Annotated in this window: 16 protein-coding genes; 7 read left to right on the forward strand and 9 right to left on the reverse strand. The window is 70.7% G+C overall.

The window, feature by feature from the left end:
• Positions 1-30: 30 nt before the first annotated feature.
• Positions 31-1317 carry an LCP family protein gene (locus tag AQJ27_RS31795; protein ID WP_067376057.1) on the reverse strand — a complete coding sequence of 429 codons (1287 nt, stop codon included), beginning with the start codon at positions 1315-1317 and terminating at the stop codon, positions 31-33.
• A 119-nt stretch (positions 1318-1436) separates the two neighbouring features.
• On the opposite strand from AQJ27_RS31795, the gene AQJ27_RS31800 reads away from it, so the two are divergent.
• From AQJ27_RS31800 to AQJ27_RS31810, 3 genes are all read left to right on the forward strand, one after another.
• Positions 1437-1982, forward strand: a complete 546-nt coding sequence (locus AQJ27_RS31800; RefSeq protein WP_054236896.1) for an acyl-CoA thioesterase — start codon at positions 1437-1439, stop codon at positions 1980-1982.
• Between the two features lie 175 nt (positions 1983-2157).
• The gene (locus AQJ27_RS31805) at positions 2158-2805 is read left to right on the forward strand and encodes an HAD family hydrolase (RefSeq protein WP_067376059.1); all 648 of its coding nucleotides are present in this window, start codon (positions 2158-2160) and stop codon (positions 2803-2805) included.
• Between the two features lie 48 nt (positions 2806-2853).
• Positions 2854-3414, forward strand: coding sequence for an SMI1/KNR4 family protein (locus tag AQJ27_RS31810; protein ID WP_067376060.1), 561 nt, complete (start codon positions 2854-2856; stop codon positions 3412-3414).
• Positions 3415-3520: 106 nt separating this feature from the next.
• Here AQJ27_RS31810 and AQJ27_RS31815 read toward each other — a convergent pair whose 3' ends face one another.
• Positions 3521-4678 (reverse strand): acyl-CoA dehydrogenase, encoded by a 1158-nt coding sequence (locus AQJ27_RS31815; RefSeq protein ID WP_067376062.1) that lies wholly within the window; start codon positions 4676-4678, stop codon positions 3521-3523.
• 175 nt (positions 4679-4853) lie between these two features.
• Here AQJ27_RS31815 and AQJ27_RS31820 point away from each other — a divergent pair, with 175 nt between their 5' ends.
• Entirely contained in the window at positions 4854-6197 is a 1344-nt protein-coding gene (locus tag AQJ27_RS31820; RefSeq protein WP_067376064.1) for a UDP-glucose dehydrogenase family protein, read from the forward strand.
• 207 nt (positions 6198-6404) lie between these two features.
• On the opposite strand, the gene AQJ27_RS31825 is transcribed toward AQJ27_RS31820, so the two are convergent.
• A complete protein-coding gene (locus tag AQJ27_RS31825) occupies positions 6405-6902 on the reverse strand; it encodes a CGNR zinc finger domain-containing protein (protein ID WP_067376065.1) in 498 nt (165 codons plus the stop codon).
• Positions 6903-7006: 104 nt separating this feature from the next.
• On the opposite strand from AQJ27_RS31825, the gene AQJ27_RS31830 reads away from it, so the two are divergent.
• The gene (locus tag AQJ27_RS31830) at positions 7007-7375 is read left to right on the forward strand and encodes a VOC family protein (RefSeq protein WP_067376066.1); all 369 of its coding nucleotides are present in this window, start codon (positions 7007-7009) and stop codon (positions 7373-7375) included.
• A 72-nt stretch (positions 7376-7447) separates the two neighbouring features.
• Here the strand turns inward: AQJ27_RS31830 and AQJ27_RS31835 are convergent, their stop codons facing one another.
• Positions 7448-7807 carry a MerR family transcriptional regulator gene (locus tag AQJ27_RS31835; RefSeq protein ID WP_067376067.1) on the reverse strand — a complete coding sequence of 120 codons (360 nt, stop codon included), beginning with the start codon at positions 7805-7807 and terminating at the stop codon, positions 7448-7450.
• Between the two features lie 59 nt (positions 7808-7866).
• Between AQJ27_RS31835 and AQJ27_RS31840 the strand changes: the two genes are divergently transcribed.
• On the forward strand, positions 7867-9006 hold the full coding sequence (locus AQJ27_RS31840; protein ID WP_067376070.1) for an alkene reductase: 1140 nt from the start codon (positions 7867-7869) through the stop codon (positions 9004-9006).
• On the opposite strand, the gene AQJ27_RS31845 is transcribed toward AQJ27_RS31840, so the two are convergent.
• Genes AQJ27_RS31845 through AQJ27_RS31855 form a run of 3 tightly spaced genes read right to left on the reverse strand, consistent with a single transcriptional unit; the run spans position 8946 to position 11856 of the window.
• Positions 8946-10163 (reverse strand): dipeptidase, encoded by a 1218-nt coding sequence (locus tag AQJ27_RS31845; protein ID WP_067376072.1) that lies wholly within the window; start codon positions 10161-10163, stop codon positions 8946-8948. The genes AQJ27_RS31840 and AQJ27_RS31845 overlap by 61 nt on opposite strands.
• A 5-nt stretch (positions 10164-10168) precedes the next feature.
• Positions 10169-10699 (reverse strand): 5-(carboxyamino)imidazole ribonucleotide mutase, encoded by a 531-nt coding sequence (gene purE, locus AQJ27_RS31850; RefSeq protein ID WP_079065408.1) that lies wholly within the window; start codon positions 10697-10699, stop codon positions 10169-10171.
• On the reverse strand, positions 10696-11856 hold the full coding sequence (locus tag AQJ27_RS31855) for a 5-(carboxyamino)imidazole ribonucleotide synthase (protein WP_096240110.1): 1161 nt from the start codon (positions 11854-11856) through the stop codon (positions 10696-10698). Before AQJ27_RS31855 ends, purE begins: the two co-directional genes overlap by 4 nt.
• 252 nt (positions 11857-12108) lie before the next feature.
• Between AQJ27_RS31855 and AQJ27_RS31860 the strand changes: the two genes are divergently transcribed.
• On the forward strand, positions 12109-12660 hold the full coding sequence (locus AQJ27_RS31860; protein WP_067376075.1) for a GtrA family protein: 552 nt from the start codon (positions 12109-12111) through the stop codon (positions 12658-12660).
• Positions 12661-12684: 24 nt separating this feature from the next.
• On the opposite strand, the gene AQJ27_RS31865 is transcribed toward AQJ27_RS31860, so the two are convergent.
• Both AQJ27_RS31865 and AQJ27_RS31870 read right to left on the reverse strand, forming a co-directional pair.
• Positions 12685-13965 (reverse strand): ATP-binding protein, encoded by a 1281-nt coding sequence (locus AQJ27_RS31865; protein WP_067376077.1) that lies wholly within the window; start codon positions 13963-13965, stop codon positions 12685-12687.
• Positions 13966-14184: 219 nt separating this feature from the next.
• Entirely contained in the window at positions 14185-14862 is a 678-nt protein-coding gene (locus AQJ27_RS31870; RefSeq protein ID WP_018566970.1) for a response regulator transcription factor, read from the reverse strand.
• Between the last annotated feature and the right edge of the window lie 442 nt (positions 14863-15304).

Consider the following 15304-nt stretch of genomic DNA (forward strand, 5'->3'; position numbering starts at 1 on the left):
GTCCGGCGGGGCCCTTCGTGGTGGTGCGGGTCAGTTGCTCGACACCGTCACCGTCTGGTCGTTCTTCAGCTCGTCCACCAGCGTCTTGACCTTGGCCTTGTCCCAGACCAGGTTGCCGCCCGTGGAGCCGGAGATCGGCATGTTCATGGACTTGCCGTCGCCGCCGGTCACGCCCTTCATCGCCCAGAACATGCTGCCGAGGTCCCACAGGCTCATGTCCTTGTCGACGGTGAGGCTGTCGAGGCCGGAGCCCATGGTCGGGTAGAGCTTGAAGGGGTTCAGGATGGTCCCGGGGGTCGCGACCTGGTGGGCCAGGGCGGACAGGAACTTCTGCTGGTTCTTGGTGCGCTGGAGGTCCGAGGCCGCGAAGGCGTGGCGGGTACGGACGAAGGCGAGGGCCTGCTCACCGTTGAGGGTCTGCTTGCCCGCCTTGAAGTCGGCGCCGGAGTACTTGTCCTTGAAGCCCTGGTCGAGGGTCATCTCCACACCGCCGACCGAGTCGACGATGTTCGCGAACCCGGCGAAACCGATCTCCACGTAGTGGTCGATGTGCAGGCCGGTGTTGTACTCGATGGTGCGGACCAGCAGCGTCGGCCCGTCCTCCGCGTACGCCGCGTTCAGCTTCACCTGGCGGCCCGTGCCGGGGAACGTCTTGCCGGACGCGGATCCCTGGTACGTCGGGATCGTCACGTTCGAGTCGCGGGGGAGGGAGATCAGGGTGTCGCCGTTGTCCCCGACGTGCAGGATCATCATCGAGTCCGTGCGCTTGCCCTCGGCGGACCCGGTGTGCAGCTTCTTCTTCTCCTCGGCCGACATGCCGGCGCGGCTGTCGGAGCCGACGATCAGGTAGTTGGTGCCCTTGCCCGTGTCGGGCCGGTCGATGACCTTCGAGAGATCCACGTCACGGTGGAGCTTGGAGTCGGCCCAGAAGTAGGTGCCCACGGAGACCACGACCAGCAGCGTGACCAGCGTGATGGCTATCCACTTGATCCGCCGGCGCCAGTTCGGCGCCGGGCGCGGACCACGGCCGCCCTGACCGCCGGGACCCTGCGGACCACCGGGAGCGCCCGGCGAACCGTAGACCTGCCCGGTGTTGTAACCGGAGTCGTACCCGTTGTCATACCCCTGGCCGTCGTCGTACGTCGGCTGCTGGGGCACCCCGCCGTACGGCGGGGCGGACGGGCGCGGACCGGGCGTTCCCGGGCCACGCTGAACCTGCCGCATGACGCGGGCGCCCTCAGGCTGAGCGCCTGCGCTGCCGCGTCCGTAACGGTCGCTGCGGTTGCTGTCGGACCACCCGTCGGGCCAATCGTTCATGCGGACCAGTGTGCAGGTCCGCACGGTGTGCCTAACAAGAGACCGGGGAGATCTGGGTCACGCCTGTTGCAGAGCTGATGCAAAGCGACCTTCGCACGCCCCCGCATAGGGTGGACGGCATGACAGACCTGGCGCCCAACCCGGAATCCGATATACCGGGCAAGCCGACCTTCGCGTCCCGGACCACCCTCAGCCACATCATGACCCACAACGACACCAACCTTCTGGGCACGGTGCACGGCGGAGTGATCATGAAGCTCGTGGACGACGCGGCGGGCGCGGTGGCCGGGCGGCACTCCGGCGGGCCCGCCGTCACCGCCTCCATGGACGAGATGGTCTTCCTGGAGCCGGTCCGCGTCGGTGACCTCGTCCATGTGAAGGCCCAGGTGAACTGGACGGGGCGGACGTCCATGGAGGTCGGCGTGCGCGTGCTGGCCGAGCGCTGGAACGAGTCGACGCCGCCCCAGCAGGTCGGTTCGGCCTATCTCGTGTTCGCCGCGGTCGACGCCGACGGCAAGCCGCGGCGCGTGCCGCCCGTCCTCCCGGAGACCGAGCGCGACGAGCGGCGCTACCAGGAGGCCCAGATCCGGCGCACCCACCGGCTGGCACGCCGTCGGGCGATCATGGAACTGCGGGAGAAGCGGGCGGCGGAGGGGCTGGACTAGTCGGGATGCGAGGGGCTGGACAGGCAGGGGCGCAAGGGCCTGGGCAAGTGGGGACGCGAGGGCCTGGGCAAGTGGGGGTTCGGCGATGCCGGACGTCCGAGGACCGGGCCGGGAAGTCGCCCTGGCCGGTGGCCCTGGCCGCGGGTGGCTCCCGGGCGGATGCCAGGGTGACTTCATGACCCTCTCCCCCGCCACCCCGTCCGCCCCGTCCGCTTCCGGCGGGCGCCCCTTCGACGCGGTGCTCTGTGACGTCGACAACGTGATCCGCGTCTACGAACCGGCCCATCTGTACGCGCTGGAGCGCGCCGCCGGGCTGGCCGAGGGCACCACCATGAAGGTGGCCTTCGCGCCGGAGACGGTGCTTCCGCTGGTGCTGGGCCGGATCACACCGGACGAGTGGGCGGGGTCGATCCTGCGGGGCCTGACGGGACTGGTGGCCTACGAGACGGCGGTGGAGCTGAGCACGGCGCTCATACGCTCGCCGTTCCACGCCGACGAGACGGTGGTGGCGCTGCTGCGCCGGGCCCGTACCCACATGCCCCTGGTCCTCGTCACCAACACCTCGGTCCAGCTGGAGGAGGACCTGGAGTCCCTGGGTCTGACGGACCTCGCCGACCACGTGGTCAGCAGCGCGCGGGTGGGCATCGCCAAGCCCGACCGGCGCATCTACGACATCGCCGTCGAGCGGGCCGGCGTCCCGGCCGAGCGCTGCCTGTTCGTGGACGACACCCTGGAGAACGTGGAGGCTGCCACCGCACTCGGTATGCGGACCGTCCACTACCGCACGCCGCAGGATCTGCGGAACGCGCTGAACGGCCTGTGAGGTCCACCGCACCGGGCACTGTCGGAGCCGGCTGGTATCCATGACGGCATGAACAACGATCAGGCCACCACGGCGGAACTCGCGGCGCTGCGGGCGGCGTTCGACCTGGACGACGGCGGGGAGTCGGCGCTCGGCTGGACGGCGGTGCACGCCTTCGAGGCGGAGCAGGGCATCGTGCTGCCCGAGCCGTACCGGACGTTCGTCGCCGAGCTGACCGACGGGTCGTACTCCGGGCCGCCGGAGTACGGGCTGGTGTCCCTGGCCGAGCTGCCCGAGGACTGGGGCGACGACGGGCAGGGGCGCGACCTGAGCCGGCCGTTCCCGCTCACGGAGGCGTGGCTGTGGGAGGACGACCCGAGGCCGGCCGAGGAGATCGATCCGGTCGTCGAGCGGGTCTTCGACCACGGGTCCGTCGTGCTGGGCACCGACGGGTGCGGAATGAACTGGCATCTCGTCGTCACGGGCCCGCACCGGGGGCACATCTGGCACATCACCGGGGAGGGCGCCGTGCCCTTCGGCGCCGAGTTCGGGTCCACGACCTCCGCACCGGGGTTCGCGGGGTGGGTCGGGCACTGGGCCGCGCAGAAGGAGTGGTTCGACGCGGAGTAGGGGCGCGGAGTAGGGGCGCGGAACCGGCACGCGCGTGGGCCGGTCGGGAACAAGAACGAGGGGCACCCCGCCGGGGTGCCCCTCAAGTCCCTGGTGCGGGGGTGGGTTACGGAAGGTTGCGCGCCATCACTATGCGCTGGACCTGGTTCGTGCCCTCGTAGATCTGGGTGATCTTGGCGTCGCGCATCATGCGCTCGACCGGGTAGTCGCGGGTGTAGCCGTAGCCGCCGAGGAGCTGGACGGCGTCCGTGGTGACCTCCATCGCCACGTCCGAGGCGAAGCACTTGGCCGCCGCGCCCTGGAAGGTGAGGTCCTTGTCGCCGCGCTCGGACTTGGCCGCCGCCGCGTACGTCAGCTGCCGGGCCGCCTCGATCTTCATGGCCATGTCGGCGAGCATGAACTGGATGCCCTGGAAGTCGGCGATCGCCTTGCCGAACTGCTTGCGCTCCTGGACATAGCCCTTGGCGTAGTCGAGGGCGCCCTGCGCGATGCCGAGCGCCTGCGCGGCGATCGTGATGCGGGTGTGGTCCAGGGTCTTCATGGCCGTGGCGAAGCCGGTGCCCTCCTCGCCGATCATGCGGTCGGCGGGGATGCGGACGTTGTCGAGGTAGACCTCGCGCGTCGGGGAACCCTTGATGCCGAGCTTCTTCTCGGGGGCACCGAAGGAGACGCCCTCGTCCGACTTCTCGACGACGAAGGCCGAGATGCCCTTCGAGCGCTTGGTGGGGTCGGTGACCGCCATCACCGTGTAGTACTCGGACTCGCCCGCGTTGGTGATCCAGCGCTTCACGCCGTTGAGCACATAGTCGTCGCCGTCACGGACGGCCCTCGTCTTCATGCCCGCGGCGTCCGAGCCCGCGTCCGGCTCCGAGAGGCAGTACGAGAACATCCCGTCGCCCTTGGCGAGCGGGGTCAGGTACTTCTGCTTCAGGGCCTCGGAACCGGAGAGGATCACCGGGAGCGAGCCCAGCTTGTTCACGGCCGGGATCAGGGAGGAGCTGGCACAGACACGCGCCACCTCCTCGATCACGATCACCGTGGCGAGCGCGTCGGCGCCCGCGCCGCCGTAGGACTCCGGCACGTGCACGGCGTGCAGATCGGAGGAGACCAGGGCGTCCAGGGCCTCCTGCGGGAAACGGGCTTCCTCGTCCACCACGGCCGCGTACGGCGCGATCTTCGCCTCGGCCAGCGAGCGGATCGCGTCACGGAGCATGTCGTGCTCCTCGGACGGGCGGTACAGGTCGAAATCAGCCGATCCGGCCAAGGTCTCTCACGCTCCAAGGACGCTAATTACCGTTAAGTAACCCAAATTTTAGGGGTCCGCCCACGGGAGGGATACGTGAGCTTGGCGACAGGGGGGAACCTGCCCGATGAGGGGCCCGAACATGCCCCGACTATGCTCGGGCAGCGCACCGAGCCCATTCATCCCAGGAGCACCCATGGCCCTCAAGATCACCGTGATCGGCACCGGCTATCTCGGCGCCACCCACGCCGCGGCCATGGCCGAGCTCGGGTTCGAGGTACTGGGGCTCGATGTCGTCCCCGAGAAGATCGAGATGCTGCAGCGGGGCGAGGTCCCGATGTACGAGCCGGGGCTCGAGGAGCTGCTGCGCAAGCATGTGGCGGGCATCGAGGGATCCACCGGCCGGCTGCGCTTCACCATGGACTGGGCCGAGGTCGGGGAGTTCGGCGACGTCCACTTCGTCTGCGTGAACACGCCGCAGAAGCACGGGGAGTACGCGTGCGACATGTCGTACGTCGACGCCGCCTTCGAGACGCTCGCCCCGCACCTGAAAGGCCCCGCCCTCGTCGTCGGCAAGTCCACCGTGCCGGTGGGCTCCGCGGAGCGGCTGGCGCGCACGCTCGCCGAGCTCTCCCCCGCCGGCGAGGACGCCGAGCTCGCCTGGAACCCGGAGTTCCTGCGCGAGGGCTTCGCCGTCCAGGACACGCTGCACCCCGACCGTCTCGTGGCCGGCGTGCGCAGCGAGCGGGCCGAGAAGATCCTGCGCGAGGTGTACGCGACGCCCGTCTCCGAGGGCTCGCCCTTCGTCGTCACCGACTTCCCGACCGCCGAGCTGGTGAAGACCTCCGCGAACTCCTTCCTCGCGACCAAGATCTCCTTCATCAACGCCATGGCCGAGGTCTGCGAGGCCGCAGGCGGCGATGTCGCCCTGCTGGCAGAGGCCATCGGGCACGACGAGCGGATCGGGAAGAAGTTCCTGCGGGCGGGGATCGGATTCGGCGGCGGCTGTCTGCCGAAGGACATCCGCGCCTTCATGGCCCGGGCCGGTGAGCTCGGCGCGGACCAGGCGCTGACCTTCCTGCGCGAGATCGACTCCATCAACATGCGCCGTCGCGGCCAGATGGTGGAGATGGCCCGGGAGGCGCTGGGCGGCGGATCCTTCCTCGGCAAGCGGGTCGCCGTGCTCGGCGCGACCTTCAAGCCAGACTCGGACGACGTCCGGGACTCGCCCGCACTGAACGTCGCCGGGCAGATCCACCTCCAGGGCGGCCAGGTCACCGTCTACGACCCGAAGGGCATGGCGAACGCCAAGCGGCTCTTCCCGACGCTCGGGTACGCCGACTCCGCGGTCGGGGCCGTGCGCGGCGCCGATGTCGTCCTGCACCTGACCGAGTGGCGGGAGTTCCGCGAGCTGGACCCGGCGGTGCTGGGCGAGGCCGCATCGGCCCGGGTGCTCCTGGACGGCCGCAACGCGCTCGACCCCGAGGTGTGGCGCCGGGCCGGATGGACGTACCGGGCGATGGGCCGCCCGACCGCCTAGGGCCGGACAGTCTCTGGTGGACCTGGTGGACCTGGTGGACCTGGTGTCCCTCGTGGCTCTGGCGGGGCTTCTCGGGTGACCCGGTAGTGCTTCGCAGGTGACGGCGGTCCGGCCGAGGCTCAGTCGGCCGGACCGCCGTCGTCACCCATTCTCCACGCTCCCGGCGACCGGTGCGGCCGGTTGTCCCACTTCGCGCGTACGGGCGGGCTATTTCGCGCGGTAGCGGCGCATCTTCGCGCGCGCCCCGCAGACCGACATCGAGCACCAACGGCCGCGGCCCGCCGGGGAGCGGTCGTAGTACGCCCAGTGGCAGGTCGGTGCCTCACAGGCCTTCAGCCGCAGCCAGGTGCCCTCGACGAGCGCGTCCGCGAGGGCTGCCGCGACGCGCGACGCGAGTGCGGCGCCCGCGGGGACGAGCCGTGCCGCGCCGTCGTGCTCGTCGACCGTGACGTGCAGCGGGGCCCGGGCCAGCAGCTCGCCGAGGGGGGTCACCGCGTGGTGCGCCGGGTGGCCCGCGTGCGCCAGGCAGGCCGCGCGCAACGACTCGCGCAGCTCGCGGGCCGCCTCCGCCTCACCCTCCGCGAGACCGAAGGGCGCCCGGCCCTCGGCGGTGTCCAGCGAGTCCGCGCCCGACTCGATGTCCAGGGTGTTCACCAGCGACTGGATCAGAGCCAGACCGCCGGGTGCGGGCGCACGGTCATTCATGGTTGCGACGTTACCTCCTATGCGGGAGCATGCGGTAACCGTTACCTCTTGAGGACGTCTGGAGGTAACTCGTCGGTGTCGTTGGTAACCCATCGGAGGAAGTCATGGCTCTCGCCAAGCTGGGTGTCGTCGTCCTGGACTGTTCCGACCCGCGCGCACTCGCCGGGTTCTACGCGCAGGTGCTCGGCGGCAGCGTGGAGGAGGAACCCGGGGACAGCTCGTGGGTGGACCTGAAGGTGCCGGGCGGTCAGGCGCTCGCCTTCCAGCAGGCGTCCGGTTTCGTCCCGCCGCGGTGGCCCGCGCCGGACGGCTCGCAGCAGTTCCACCTGGACCTGGTGGTGGAGGATCTGGACGCGGCCGAGAAGGAGGTGCTGGCGCTGGGCGCGAAGCCGCTGGACAGCGAGGACCGCTCGCGCACCTGGCGGGTGTACGCCGACCCGGCGGGGCACCCCTTCTGCCTCTGCGCCTGCTGAGGACGAGCGGGAGAAGCGGGCGCGGGCGAGGCCGACGCCAAGGTCGAGGTCAAGGGGGCCTACGTACGTCGGTCAGGCGTCCCCGGCCGCGTCGATCACCTCGTCCAGCGTCTCCCGGGAGCGGACCAGGTCGGCGATCGTCCGGTCGATGCGGTCGCGTTCCGCGGTGAGATCGGCGACCAGCCGCGGGGTGGCGATCGCGGAGGGCCCGCCGTCCTGGTCGCGCATGCACGGCAGCAGTTGCCGGATCTTCGTACTGTGCAGCCCGGCCGCGTACAGCTCCTGGATCCGTACCACCCGGTCGACGGCCGCCTCCGGGTACGCGCGGTGTCCGCCGGGCGTGCGCTCGGACGCCAGCAGCCCCTGGGTCTCGTAGTAGCGCAGCGACCGCTCGCTCACGCCCGTGCGCCGGGCCAGTTCACCGATCCGCATTCCGCCTCCGCCGTCCGGGACTTGAATCTGACATCAGTGTCAGGTTCTAGCTTACGGTCATGACACGGACGACGGACTTCCTGGCCCCGGCCCGGCTCGGCCGGCTCGGGCTCCCCCACCACCTCGTGATGGCCCCGCTCACCCGCAACCGCGCGGAGGCGGACGGCACCCCGGGTCCCCTCATGGTCACCCACTACACCCAGCGCGCCACGGCCGGTCTGCTCATCGGTGAGGCGTCGACACCGAACGCGGTCGGCCAGACGTACCCGAACATCACCGCGATCCACACCGACCGGCACGAGGCCGGGTGGCGGCGGGTCACCGAGGCGGTGCGGGCGGCGGGCGGACACATGTTCCTGCAGCTCCAGCACGGTGGGCGGGTCAGCCATCCGGCGACCACCGGCCTGACCCCGGTCGCGCCCTCCCCCGTGCCGCTGCCGGAGACGATCTTCACTCCGCGGGGGCACCGGCCCGCCGTCGTGCCCCGGGAGATGACCCGCGACGACATCCGCGCCACCGCGGCCGACTTCGCCGCGGCCGCCCGCCGCGCCGTCGCGGCGGGTTTCGAGGGCGTCGAGGTGCACTCGGCCAACGGGCATCTACTGCACCAGTTCCTCGCCGGCAACACCAACCGCAGGACGGACGGGTACGGCGGCCCGGCCGGGCGGCGGGTGCGGTTCACGGCGGAGGTCACCGAGGCGGTGGCCGACGCGATCGGCGCCGACCGGGTGGGCCTGCGGATCTCCCCCGGCAGCACCGTCAACGGCGTGCGGGAGGACGACACCGAAGCCCTCTACCCCGCGCTCCTGGCCCGGCTGAAGGACCTGGACCTCGCCTATCTGCACCTCGTGCACGCCGACCCGGACACGACGGTGTACCGGCGGATCCGCGCGGACTGGCCCGGCGTCCTGATCGGCAACCCGGTCCTGACCGACCTCACCACCGAGGCCGTGACCCGGGCCGCCCGGGACATGCTGGCGGCCGGCGCCGACCTGGTCGCCCTCGGCCGTCCGTTCCTGGCCAACCCGGACCTGGTGCGACGGCTGCGCCTGGGCGCCCCGCTCAACCCGGTCCGGGACCGGTACCTGATGTACGTGGGCGGGGCTGACGGCTACACCGACTACCCCGCCCTGGACGCTCAGGCCCCGTCGCCGTCGAGGGACTCGATCGTCGCGACGGACGGACCGCGGGTGGCCTGAAGACCGCGCGCCACGTCTTCCGCCGCGCCCAGCACCCGTACCGCGTTCTGCCAGGTCAGCTTGGCGAGGTCGGTCTTCGACCAGCCGCGGTCCAGCAGTTCGGCGATCAGGTTCGGGTAGCCGGAGACGTCGTCGAGGCCGTCCGGGGTGAACGCCGTGCCGTCGTAGTCGCCGCCGATGCCGAGGTGGTCGACGCCGGCGGCCTCGCGCATGTGGTCGAGGTGGTCCGCCACCGTCGACACCGTGGCAATGGGGCGCGGGTGGGACTCCTCGAAGGCGCGGTGGATCTTCATGCCGTCGGGGGTGGTGTCGAGGTGGTGGAAGCCGTTCGCGCGCATGTTCTCGTCGGCCGCGGCCGTCCAGTCGACCGCCGCCTGGAGGACGAACTTCGGCACGAACGTCACCATCGCCACTCCCCCGTTGGCGGGCAGCCGCTCCAGGACGTCGTCCGGGATGTTGCGCGGGTGGTCGCACACCGCGCGCGAGGAGGAGTGGGAGAAGATCACCGGCGCGGAGCTCGTGTCGAGCGCGTCCCGCATGGTCGTCGCCGCGACGTGCGAGAGGTCGACCAGCATGCCCTCGCGGTTCATCTCCCGCACGACCTCACGGCCGAAGGCCGACAGACCGCCGACGGTGGGCACGTCGGTCGCCGAGTCCGCCCACGCGATGTTGTGGTTGTGGGTGAGGGTCATGTAGCGCACGCCCAGCGCGTACAACCCCCGCAGCACGGCAAGGGAGTTGTCGATGGAGTGGCCGCCCTCCGCGCCCATCAGGGAGGCGATACGGCCCTCCGTGCGCGCCGCCTCCATGTCGGCGGCGGTCAGCGCGGCCCGCAGGTCGGAGGGGTGACGGTCGATCAACCGCCGTACGCAGTCGATCTGTTCGAGCGTCGCGGTGACCGCGCCCGGCAGGTCCGAGCGGACGTACACCGACCAGAACTGCGCGCCGACGCCGCCCGCGCGCAGCCGGGCCAGGTCGGTGTGCAGGTGGGCGCTCTGGTCCGCGGCGATGTCGCGGGCACCGAGGTCGTAGCGGACCTGTTCGCGCAGCGCCCAGGGGAGGTCGTTGTGGCCGTCGACGACGGGGAAGTCGGCGAGGAGGGCGCGGGCCTCGTCGAGGCGTGCCGTGGACGTGACGGACGACGTGGGGGAGGCCATGGGCGTCACTTCCCGGAGCCGAAGCCGAAGCCGCCGCCCGCGCCCTCGACCTTGGCGCGCAACCGCTTGCCCTTCTCGGTGGCCTGGTCGTTCAGCTCCTGCTGGAACTCCCGCATGCGGGTGAGGAGTTCCTCGTCGTGCGCGGCGAGCATCCGGGCGGCCAGCAGGCCCGCGTTGCGCGCGCCGCCGACGGAGACGGTCGCGACCGGGACGCCGGCCGGCATCTGCACGATCGACAGCAGCGAGTCCATGCCGTCGAGGTACTTCAGCGGGACCGGCACGCCGATGACGGGCAGCGGGGTCACGGACGCGAGCATGCCGGGCAGGTGGGCCGCCCCGCCCGCGCCCGCGATGATCGCCTTGAGCCCGCGCTCCGCGGCCTGCTCGCCGTACGCGATCATCTCGTGCGGCATGCGGTGCGCGGAGACGACATCCACCTCGTAGGGGATCTCGAACTCGTCCAGCGCCTGCGCGGCCGCTTCCATGACGGGCCAGTCGGAGTCCGACCCCATGACAATGCCTACGACGGGGCTCATTCGGTGATCGTGCCTCTCAGGTAACCGGCTGCGTGGCGGGCGCGCTCGAGAACGTCGTCCAGGTCCTCGCCGTAGGTGTTGACGTGGCCGACCTTGCGGCCGGGCTTCACGTCCTTGCCGTACATGTGGATCTTCAGCTGAGGGTCGCGGGCCATGCAGTGCAGGTACGCGTAGTACATGTCCGGGTAGTCGCCGCCCAGGACGTTGACCATGACCGTCCACTTGGCGCGCGGGCGCGGGTCGCCCAGGGGGAGGTCCAGGACCGCGCGGACGTGGTTGGCGAACTGGGAGGTGATCGCGCCGTCCTGGGTCCAGTGGCCCGAGTTGTGCGGGCGCATGGCCAGCTCGTTGACCAGGATGCGGCCGTCGGGGGTCTCGAAGAGCTCGACGGCCAGGTGACCGACGACACCGAGTTCCTTGGCGATGCGCAGCGCGAGCTCCTCGGCCTGGAGGGCCAGCTCGTCCGGTATGCCGGGCGCGGGGGCGATCACCGTGTCGCAGACGCCGTTGACCTGCTGGGACTCGACCACCGGGTACGCGACCGCCTGACCGTGCGGGGAGCGGACGACGTTCGCCGCGAGTTCCCGTACGAAGTCGACCTTCTCCTCGGCGAGGACGGGCACGCCGGCCCGGAAGGGCTCGGCCGCGTCCTCGATCGACCGGACGAACCAGACGCCCTTGCCGTCGTAGCCGCCGCGGACCGTCTTGAGGATGATCGGGAAACCGTCACCCCCTGCCCCTTCGGCGAGGCCCTCCGCCGCGAACGCGGCCACGTCCTCGACGTCGGTCACGATCCGGTGCCGTGGGCACGGCACACCGATCTCGTCGAGCTTCGCGCGCATCACGCCCTTGTCCTGGGCGTGCACGAGCGCGTCCGGGCCGGGGCGGACGGGGATGCCGTCCGCCTCCAGGGCACGCAGATGCTCGGTGGGTACGTGTTCGTGATCGAAGGTGATCACATCGCAGCCCCGCGCGAACTCACGCAGCGTGTCGAGGTCGCGGTAGTCGCCGATGACGACATCGCCGACGACCTGCGCCGCGGAATCCTGAGGGGTGTCACTGAGGAGCTTGAACTTGATGCCGAGCGGGATGCCCGCCTCGTGTGTCATACGAGCGAGCTGGCCCCCGCCGACCATGCCGACTACCGGGAACGTCACGCTGCAAGGGTATCGGTCGCGCCATGGGGGCCGGTTTCCGCGCCCGCGGTCCGGCAGTGATTCCGGCGTGATCACGGCGTGGCCCCGGCGTGGCCCCGGCTGTGATCCCGGCCGCGGCCCGGGTTTTCCCTCGCTGTGACCCGCTCTTTCCGGTCCCGTGAGGCCCTCCACAGGCACGAGGGCGGCCCGCTGGTTAGAGTGGCTGGGTTGAATTTTTCGACCGATGTCCGACCTACGGGGGCTGGCGACACCATGGGCAGTGCTTCTTCGGGGCTTCATGTACGGCCCCGCAGCGGGGTTCGCCGCCGGTTCGACCAGTTGTCCCGGGAGATCGCGAAGTTCGGGGCGGTCGGCGGAGCGGGGCTTCTCGTCAACCTGGTGACCTTCAACCTGGTGCGCAGCGCGACCGGGCTGCAGGTCGTGCGGGCGAGCGTCATCGCCACGATCGTCGCAATCGTCTTCAACTACATCGGGTTCCGCTACTTCACGTACCGGGACCGCGACCGGGGCGGCCGCACCAAGGAGATGGGCCTCTTCGTGCTGTTCAGCGCGGTGGGGCTGGTCATCGAGAACGGTGTGCTGTACGTGGCGACGTACGGGTTCGGCTGGGACAGCCCGCTGCAGAGCAACATCTTCAAGTTCCTCGGCATCGGCATCGCGACGCTGTTCCGGTTCTGGTCGTACCGCACGTGGGTGTTCCGCACGGCCCCGGACGAGGCGCGTGAGGTCCTGGAGAGCGCGGAGGCGATCCTCGACGAGGAGCCGGAGCCTCGGCGGTCCCGGGCACGGGCGCGGGCGAACTGAGCCCCCGGGGGCTGCCCGACAGGGCTACCTGACCGTTCGTTCCTCGTCGTCCTCCACCCGTGGTGGTCTCTTCAGCGGGGTGCGGGAGAGGAACAGGCCGAACACCGGCGGCTGTGCCTGGAGCATCTCCAGACGTCCCCCGTCCGCCTCCGCGAGGTCGCGGGCGACCGCGAGGCCGATGCCCGTGGAGTTGCGGCCGCTGATCGTGCGCTCGAAGATGCGGGCGCCCAGGTCGGTGGGGACACCGGGGCCCTCGTCCGTGACCTCCACGACGGCCTGGTTGCCCGTGACACGGGTGCGCAGGGCGACCGTGCCGCCCCCGTGCATGAGCGAGTTCTCGATGAGCGCGGCCAGTACCTGGGCGACCGCGCCCGGGGTGCCGACGGCCTGCAGATGCCGCTTGCCCGAGCTGACGACGGCGCGGCCCGCGCTGCGGTAGGCCGGGCGCCACTCCTCCAGCTGCTGCTTGATTACCTCGTCGAGGTCGAAGGTGACGGCGGAGCCGGTACGGGGGTCACGGGCGTTGGTAAGCAGCCGCTCCACCACGTCCGTGAGGCGCTCGACCTGGGTCAGGGCAATCGTCGCCTCCTCCTTCACGTTGTCCGGGTCATCCGTGAGGGTGATTTCCTCCAGGCGCATGGAGAGGGCCGTCAGCGGCGTACGGAGCTGGTGGGAGGCGTCCGCGGCGAGGCGGCGCTCGGCGGTGAGCATCCGTGCGATCCGCTCCGCGCTGCCGTCGAGGACGTCGGCGACACGGTCCAGCTCCGGGACGCCGTAGCGCTTGTGGCGCGGGCGGGGGTCGCCCGAACCGAGCCGCTCCGCGGTCTCCGCGAGGTCGGTGAGCGGGGAGGCGAGGCGGTTGGCCTGCCGTACGGCCAGCAGGACGGCGGCGACGATCGCGAGCAGCGCGACCGCGGCGATGATCAGGAGGGTGCGGCCGACCTCGCGCGTCACGGCCGAGCGGGGCTCCTGGACGGTGACCGTCTCGCCCTCCTCGCCCTTGGCCGTGGAGTGGATGACGTCACCGCTGGGCTGGAGGCCGAGCTCGACGGGGGCCTGGCCGGGGATGCGGATCACGGCGTACCGGTCTTCCGCGATCTGGTTCTTGAGGATCTCCGCGTTGATGTGCTCGTCGCCGAGGATGCGGCTGTCGACGATGCTGGCCAGGCGCAGGGCCTCGGAGTCCACGCGTTCCTGGGCGCTGTTGCTGATCGTGCGGGTCTCGACGATCACGAGGGACACGCCGAAGACGCCGATCACGACGAGCACGACGGCGAGCGTGGACTGGATGAGACGGCGACGCACGGGGTCCTCCGGGCGGGTGGCTGTACGTGGACCAGTGTGCCTTGACGCTGCGCCGAGCTGGGACAGGGGAGGCGCTCGGGTAGCCCGGGGTTCTCTTTCGCTGCGGGCCGGTGGGGGCTGGGCGCGCAGTTCCCCGCGCCCCTGGGGCGGGGCTTCGCCCCGCATCCCCGGCCCGCCCGGAGCCGCCCCCTGTCCCCCCGCACCCGCCCCCGCGCGGCCTCAGCTCTTTTCGAAGCGGAAGCCGACTCCTCGTACCGTCGCGATGTAGCGGGGGTTCGCCGCGTCGTCGCCGAGCTTCTTGCGGAGCCAGGAGATGTGCATGTCGAGGGTCTTGGTGGACGACCACCACGTGGTGTCCCAGACCTCGCGCATCAGCTGGTCGCGCGTGACGACCCGGCCGGCGTCACGGACGAGGACCCGCAGCAGGTCGAACTCCTTCGCCGTGAGCTGGAGTTCCTCGTCGCCCATCCAGGCCCGGTGCGACTCGACGTCGATGCGCACCCCGTGGGTGGCGGGCGGCTGCTGCGGCTCCGCGGCGCCGCGCCGCAGGAGGGCCCGGACACGGGCGAGCAGTTCGGCGAGGCGGAAGGGCTTGGTGACGTAGTCGTCGGCGCCCGCGTCGAGACCGACGACGGTGTCCACCTCGTCGGCGCGCGCGGTCAGGATGAGGATGGGGACGGTGTGGCCTTCGGCACGGAGGCGGCGGGCCACTTCGAGGCCGTCCATACCGGGCAGGCCCAGGTCCAGGACGACCAGGTCGACGCCGCCCTGCATTCCGGCGTCGAGCGCGGTGGGTCCGTCCTCGCGCACTTCGACCTCGTAACCCTCCCGGCGCAGGGCGCGGGCCAAAGGCTCCGAGATGGACGCGTCGTCCTCGGCGAGCAGTACACGGGTCATGGGGTGATGGTAGTCCGCCGCGGACAGCGCCTGTGGTGTGATCGCCAACCGTAATTCTTACCTGGGGCTGTACGGTTTCTTGCCTGCGGCTGTGGGAATCGATCTTGTCCGGCACCTTCGAATAGGTGTCCGTGGTTCCATTATTACCTGTGATCCATGTCTCAAGTCCTTCCATATGCCACATTGACATGTCGTATGGTGACCAGACGCCTGTAGCACCAGTAGGGGACCTTTGGCGCGTACTTGCCGCTGAAGGTCTCTTTCATGTGCGGGCTGGTGTTCGCCAGCCTTGAAAGGAATGACCTGTGGCCGGGCCCGAGCGCATCAACGCGTGACGGGCGTGGATCCCGGTGGTCGCCGTCCGCCGCTTCGCAATCCGGAGCGGACTCCCCGTGGGCGTGGGGAAGGACGGTCGAGCCCCGCCGGTGCCGGCCGCCCCCCA

It is taken from the genome of Streptomyces olivochromogenes (assembly GCF_001514115.1).
Classification (GTDB): Bacteria; Actinomycetota; Actinomycetes; order Streptomycetales; family Streptomycetaceae; genus Streptomyces; species Streptomyces olivochromogenes.

Excerpts from the sequence above, each read along its gene's own strand:
- AQJ27_RS31795 (WP_067376057.1), bottom strand. The coding sequence starts at position 1,317 with ATGAACGATTGGCCCGACGGGTGGTCCGACAGCAACCGCAGCGACCGT.
- AQJ27_RS31800 (WP_054236896.1), top strand. The coding sequence starts at position 1,437 with ATGACAGACCTGGCGCCCAACCCGGAATCCGATATACCGGGCAAGCCG.
- AQJ27_RS31805 (WP_067376059.1), top strand. The coding sequence starts at position 2,158 with ATGACCCTCTCCCCCGCCACCCCGTCCGCCCCGTCCGCTTCCGGCGGG.
- AQJ27_RS31810 (WP_067376060.1), top strand. The coding sequence starts at position 2,854 with ATGAACAACGATCAGGCCACCACGGCGGAACTCGCGGCGCTGCGGGCG.
- AQJ27_RS31820 (WP_067376064.1), top strand. The coding sequence starts at position 4,854 with ATGGCCCTCAAGATCACCGTGATCGGCACCGGCTATCTCGGCGCCACC.
- AQJ27_RS31825 (WP_067376065.1), bottom strand. The coding sequence starts at position 6,902 with ATGAATGACCGTGCGCCCGCACCCGGCGGTCTGGCTCTGATCCAGTCG.
- AQJ27_RS31830 (WP_067376066.1), top strand. The coding sequence starts at position 7,007 with ATGGCTCTCGCCAAGCTGGGTGTCGTCGTCCTGGACTGTTCCGACCCG.
- AQJ27_RS31835 (WP_067376067.1), bottom strand. The coding sequence starts at position 7,807 with ATGCGGATCGGTGAACTGGCCCGGCGCACGGGCGTGAGCGAGCGGTCG.
- AQJ27_RS31840 (WP_067376070.1), top strand. The coding sequence starts at position 7,867 with ATGACACGGACGACGGACTTCCTGGCCCCGGCCCGGCTCGGCCGGCTC.
- AQJ27_RS31845 (WP_067376072.1), bottom strand. The coding sequence starts at position 10,163 with ATGGCCTCCCCCACGTCGTCCGTCACGTCCACGGCACGCCTCGACGAG.
- purE (WP_079065408.1), bottom strand. The coding sequence starts at position 10,699 with ATGAGCCCCGTCGTAGGCATTGTCATGGGGTCGGACTCCGACTGGCCC.
- AQJ27_RS31860 (WP_067376075.1), top strand. The coding sequence starts at position 12,109 with ATGGGCAGTGCTTCTTCGGGGCTTCATGTACGGCCCCGCAGCGGGGTT.
- AQJ27_RS31870 (WP_018566970.1), bottom strand. The coding sequence starts at position 14,862 with ATGACCCGTGTACTGCTCGCCGAGGACGACGCGTCCATCTCGGAGCCT.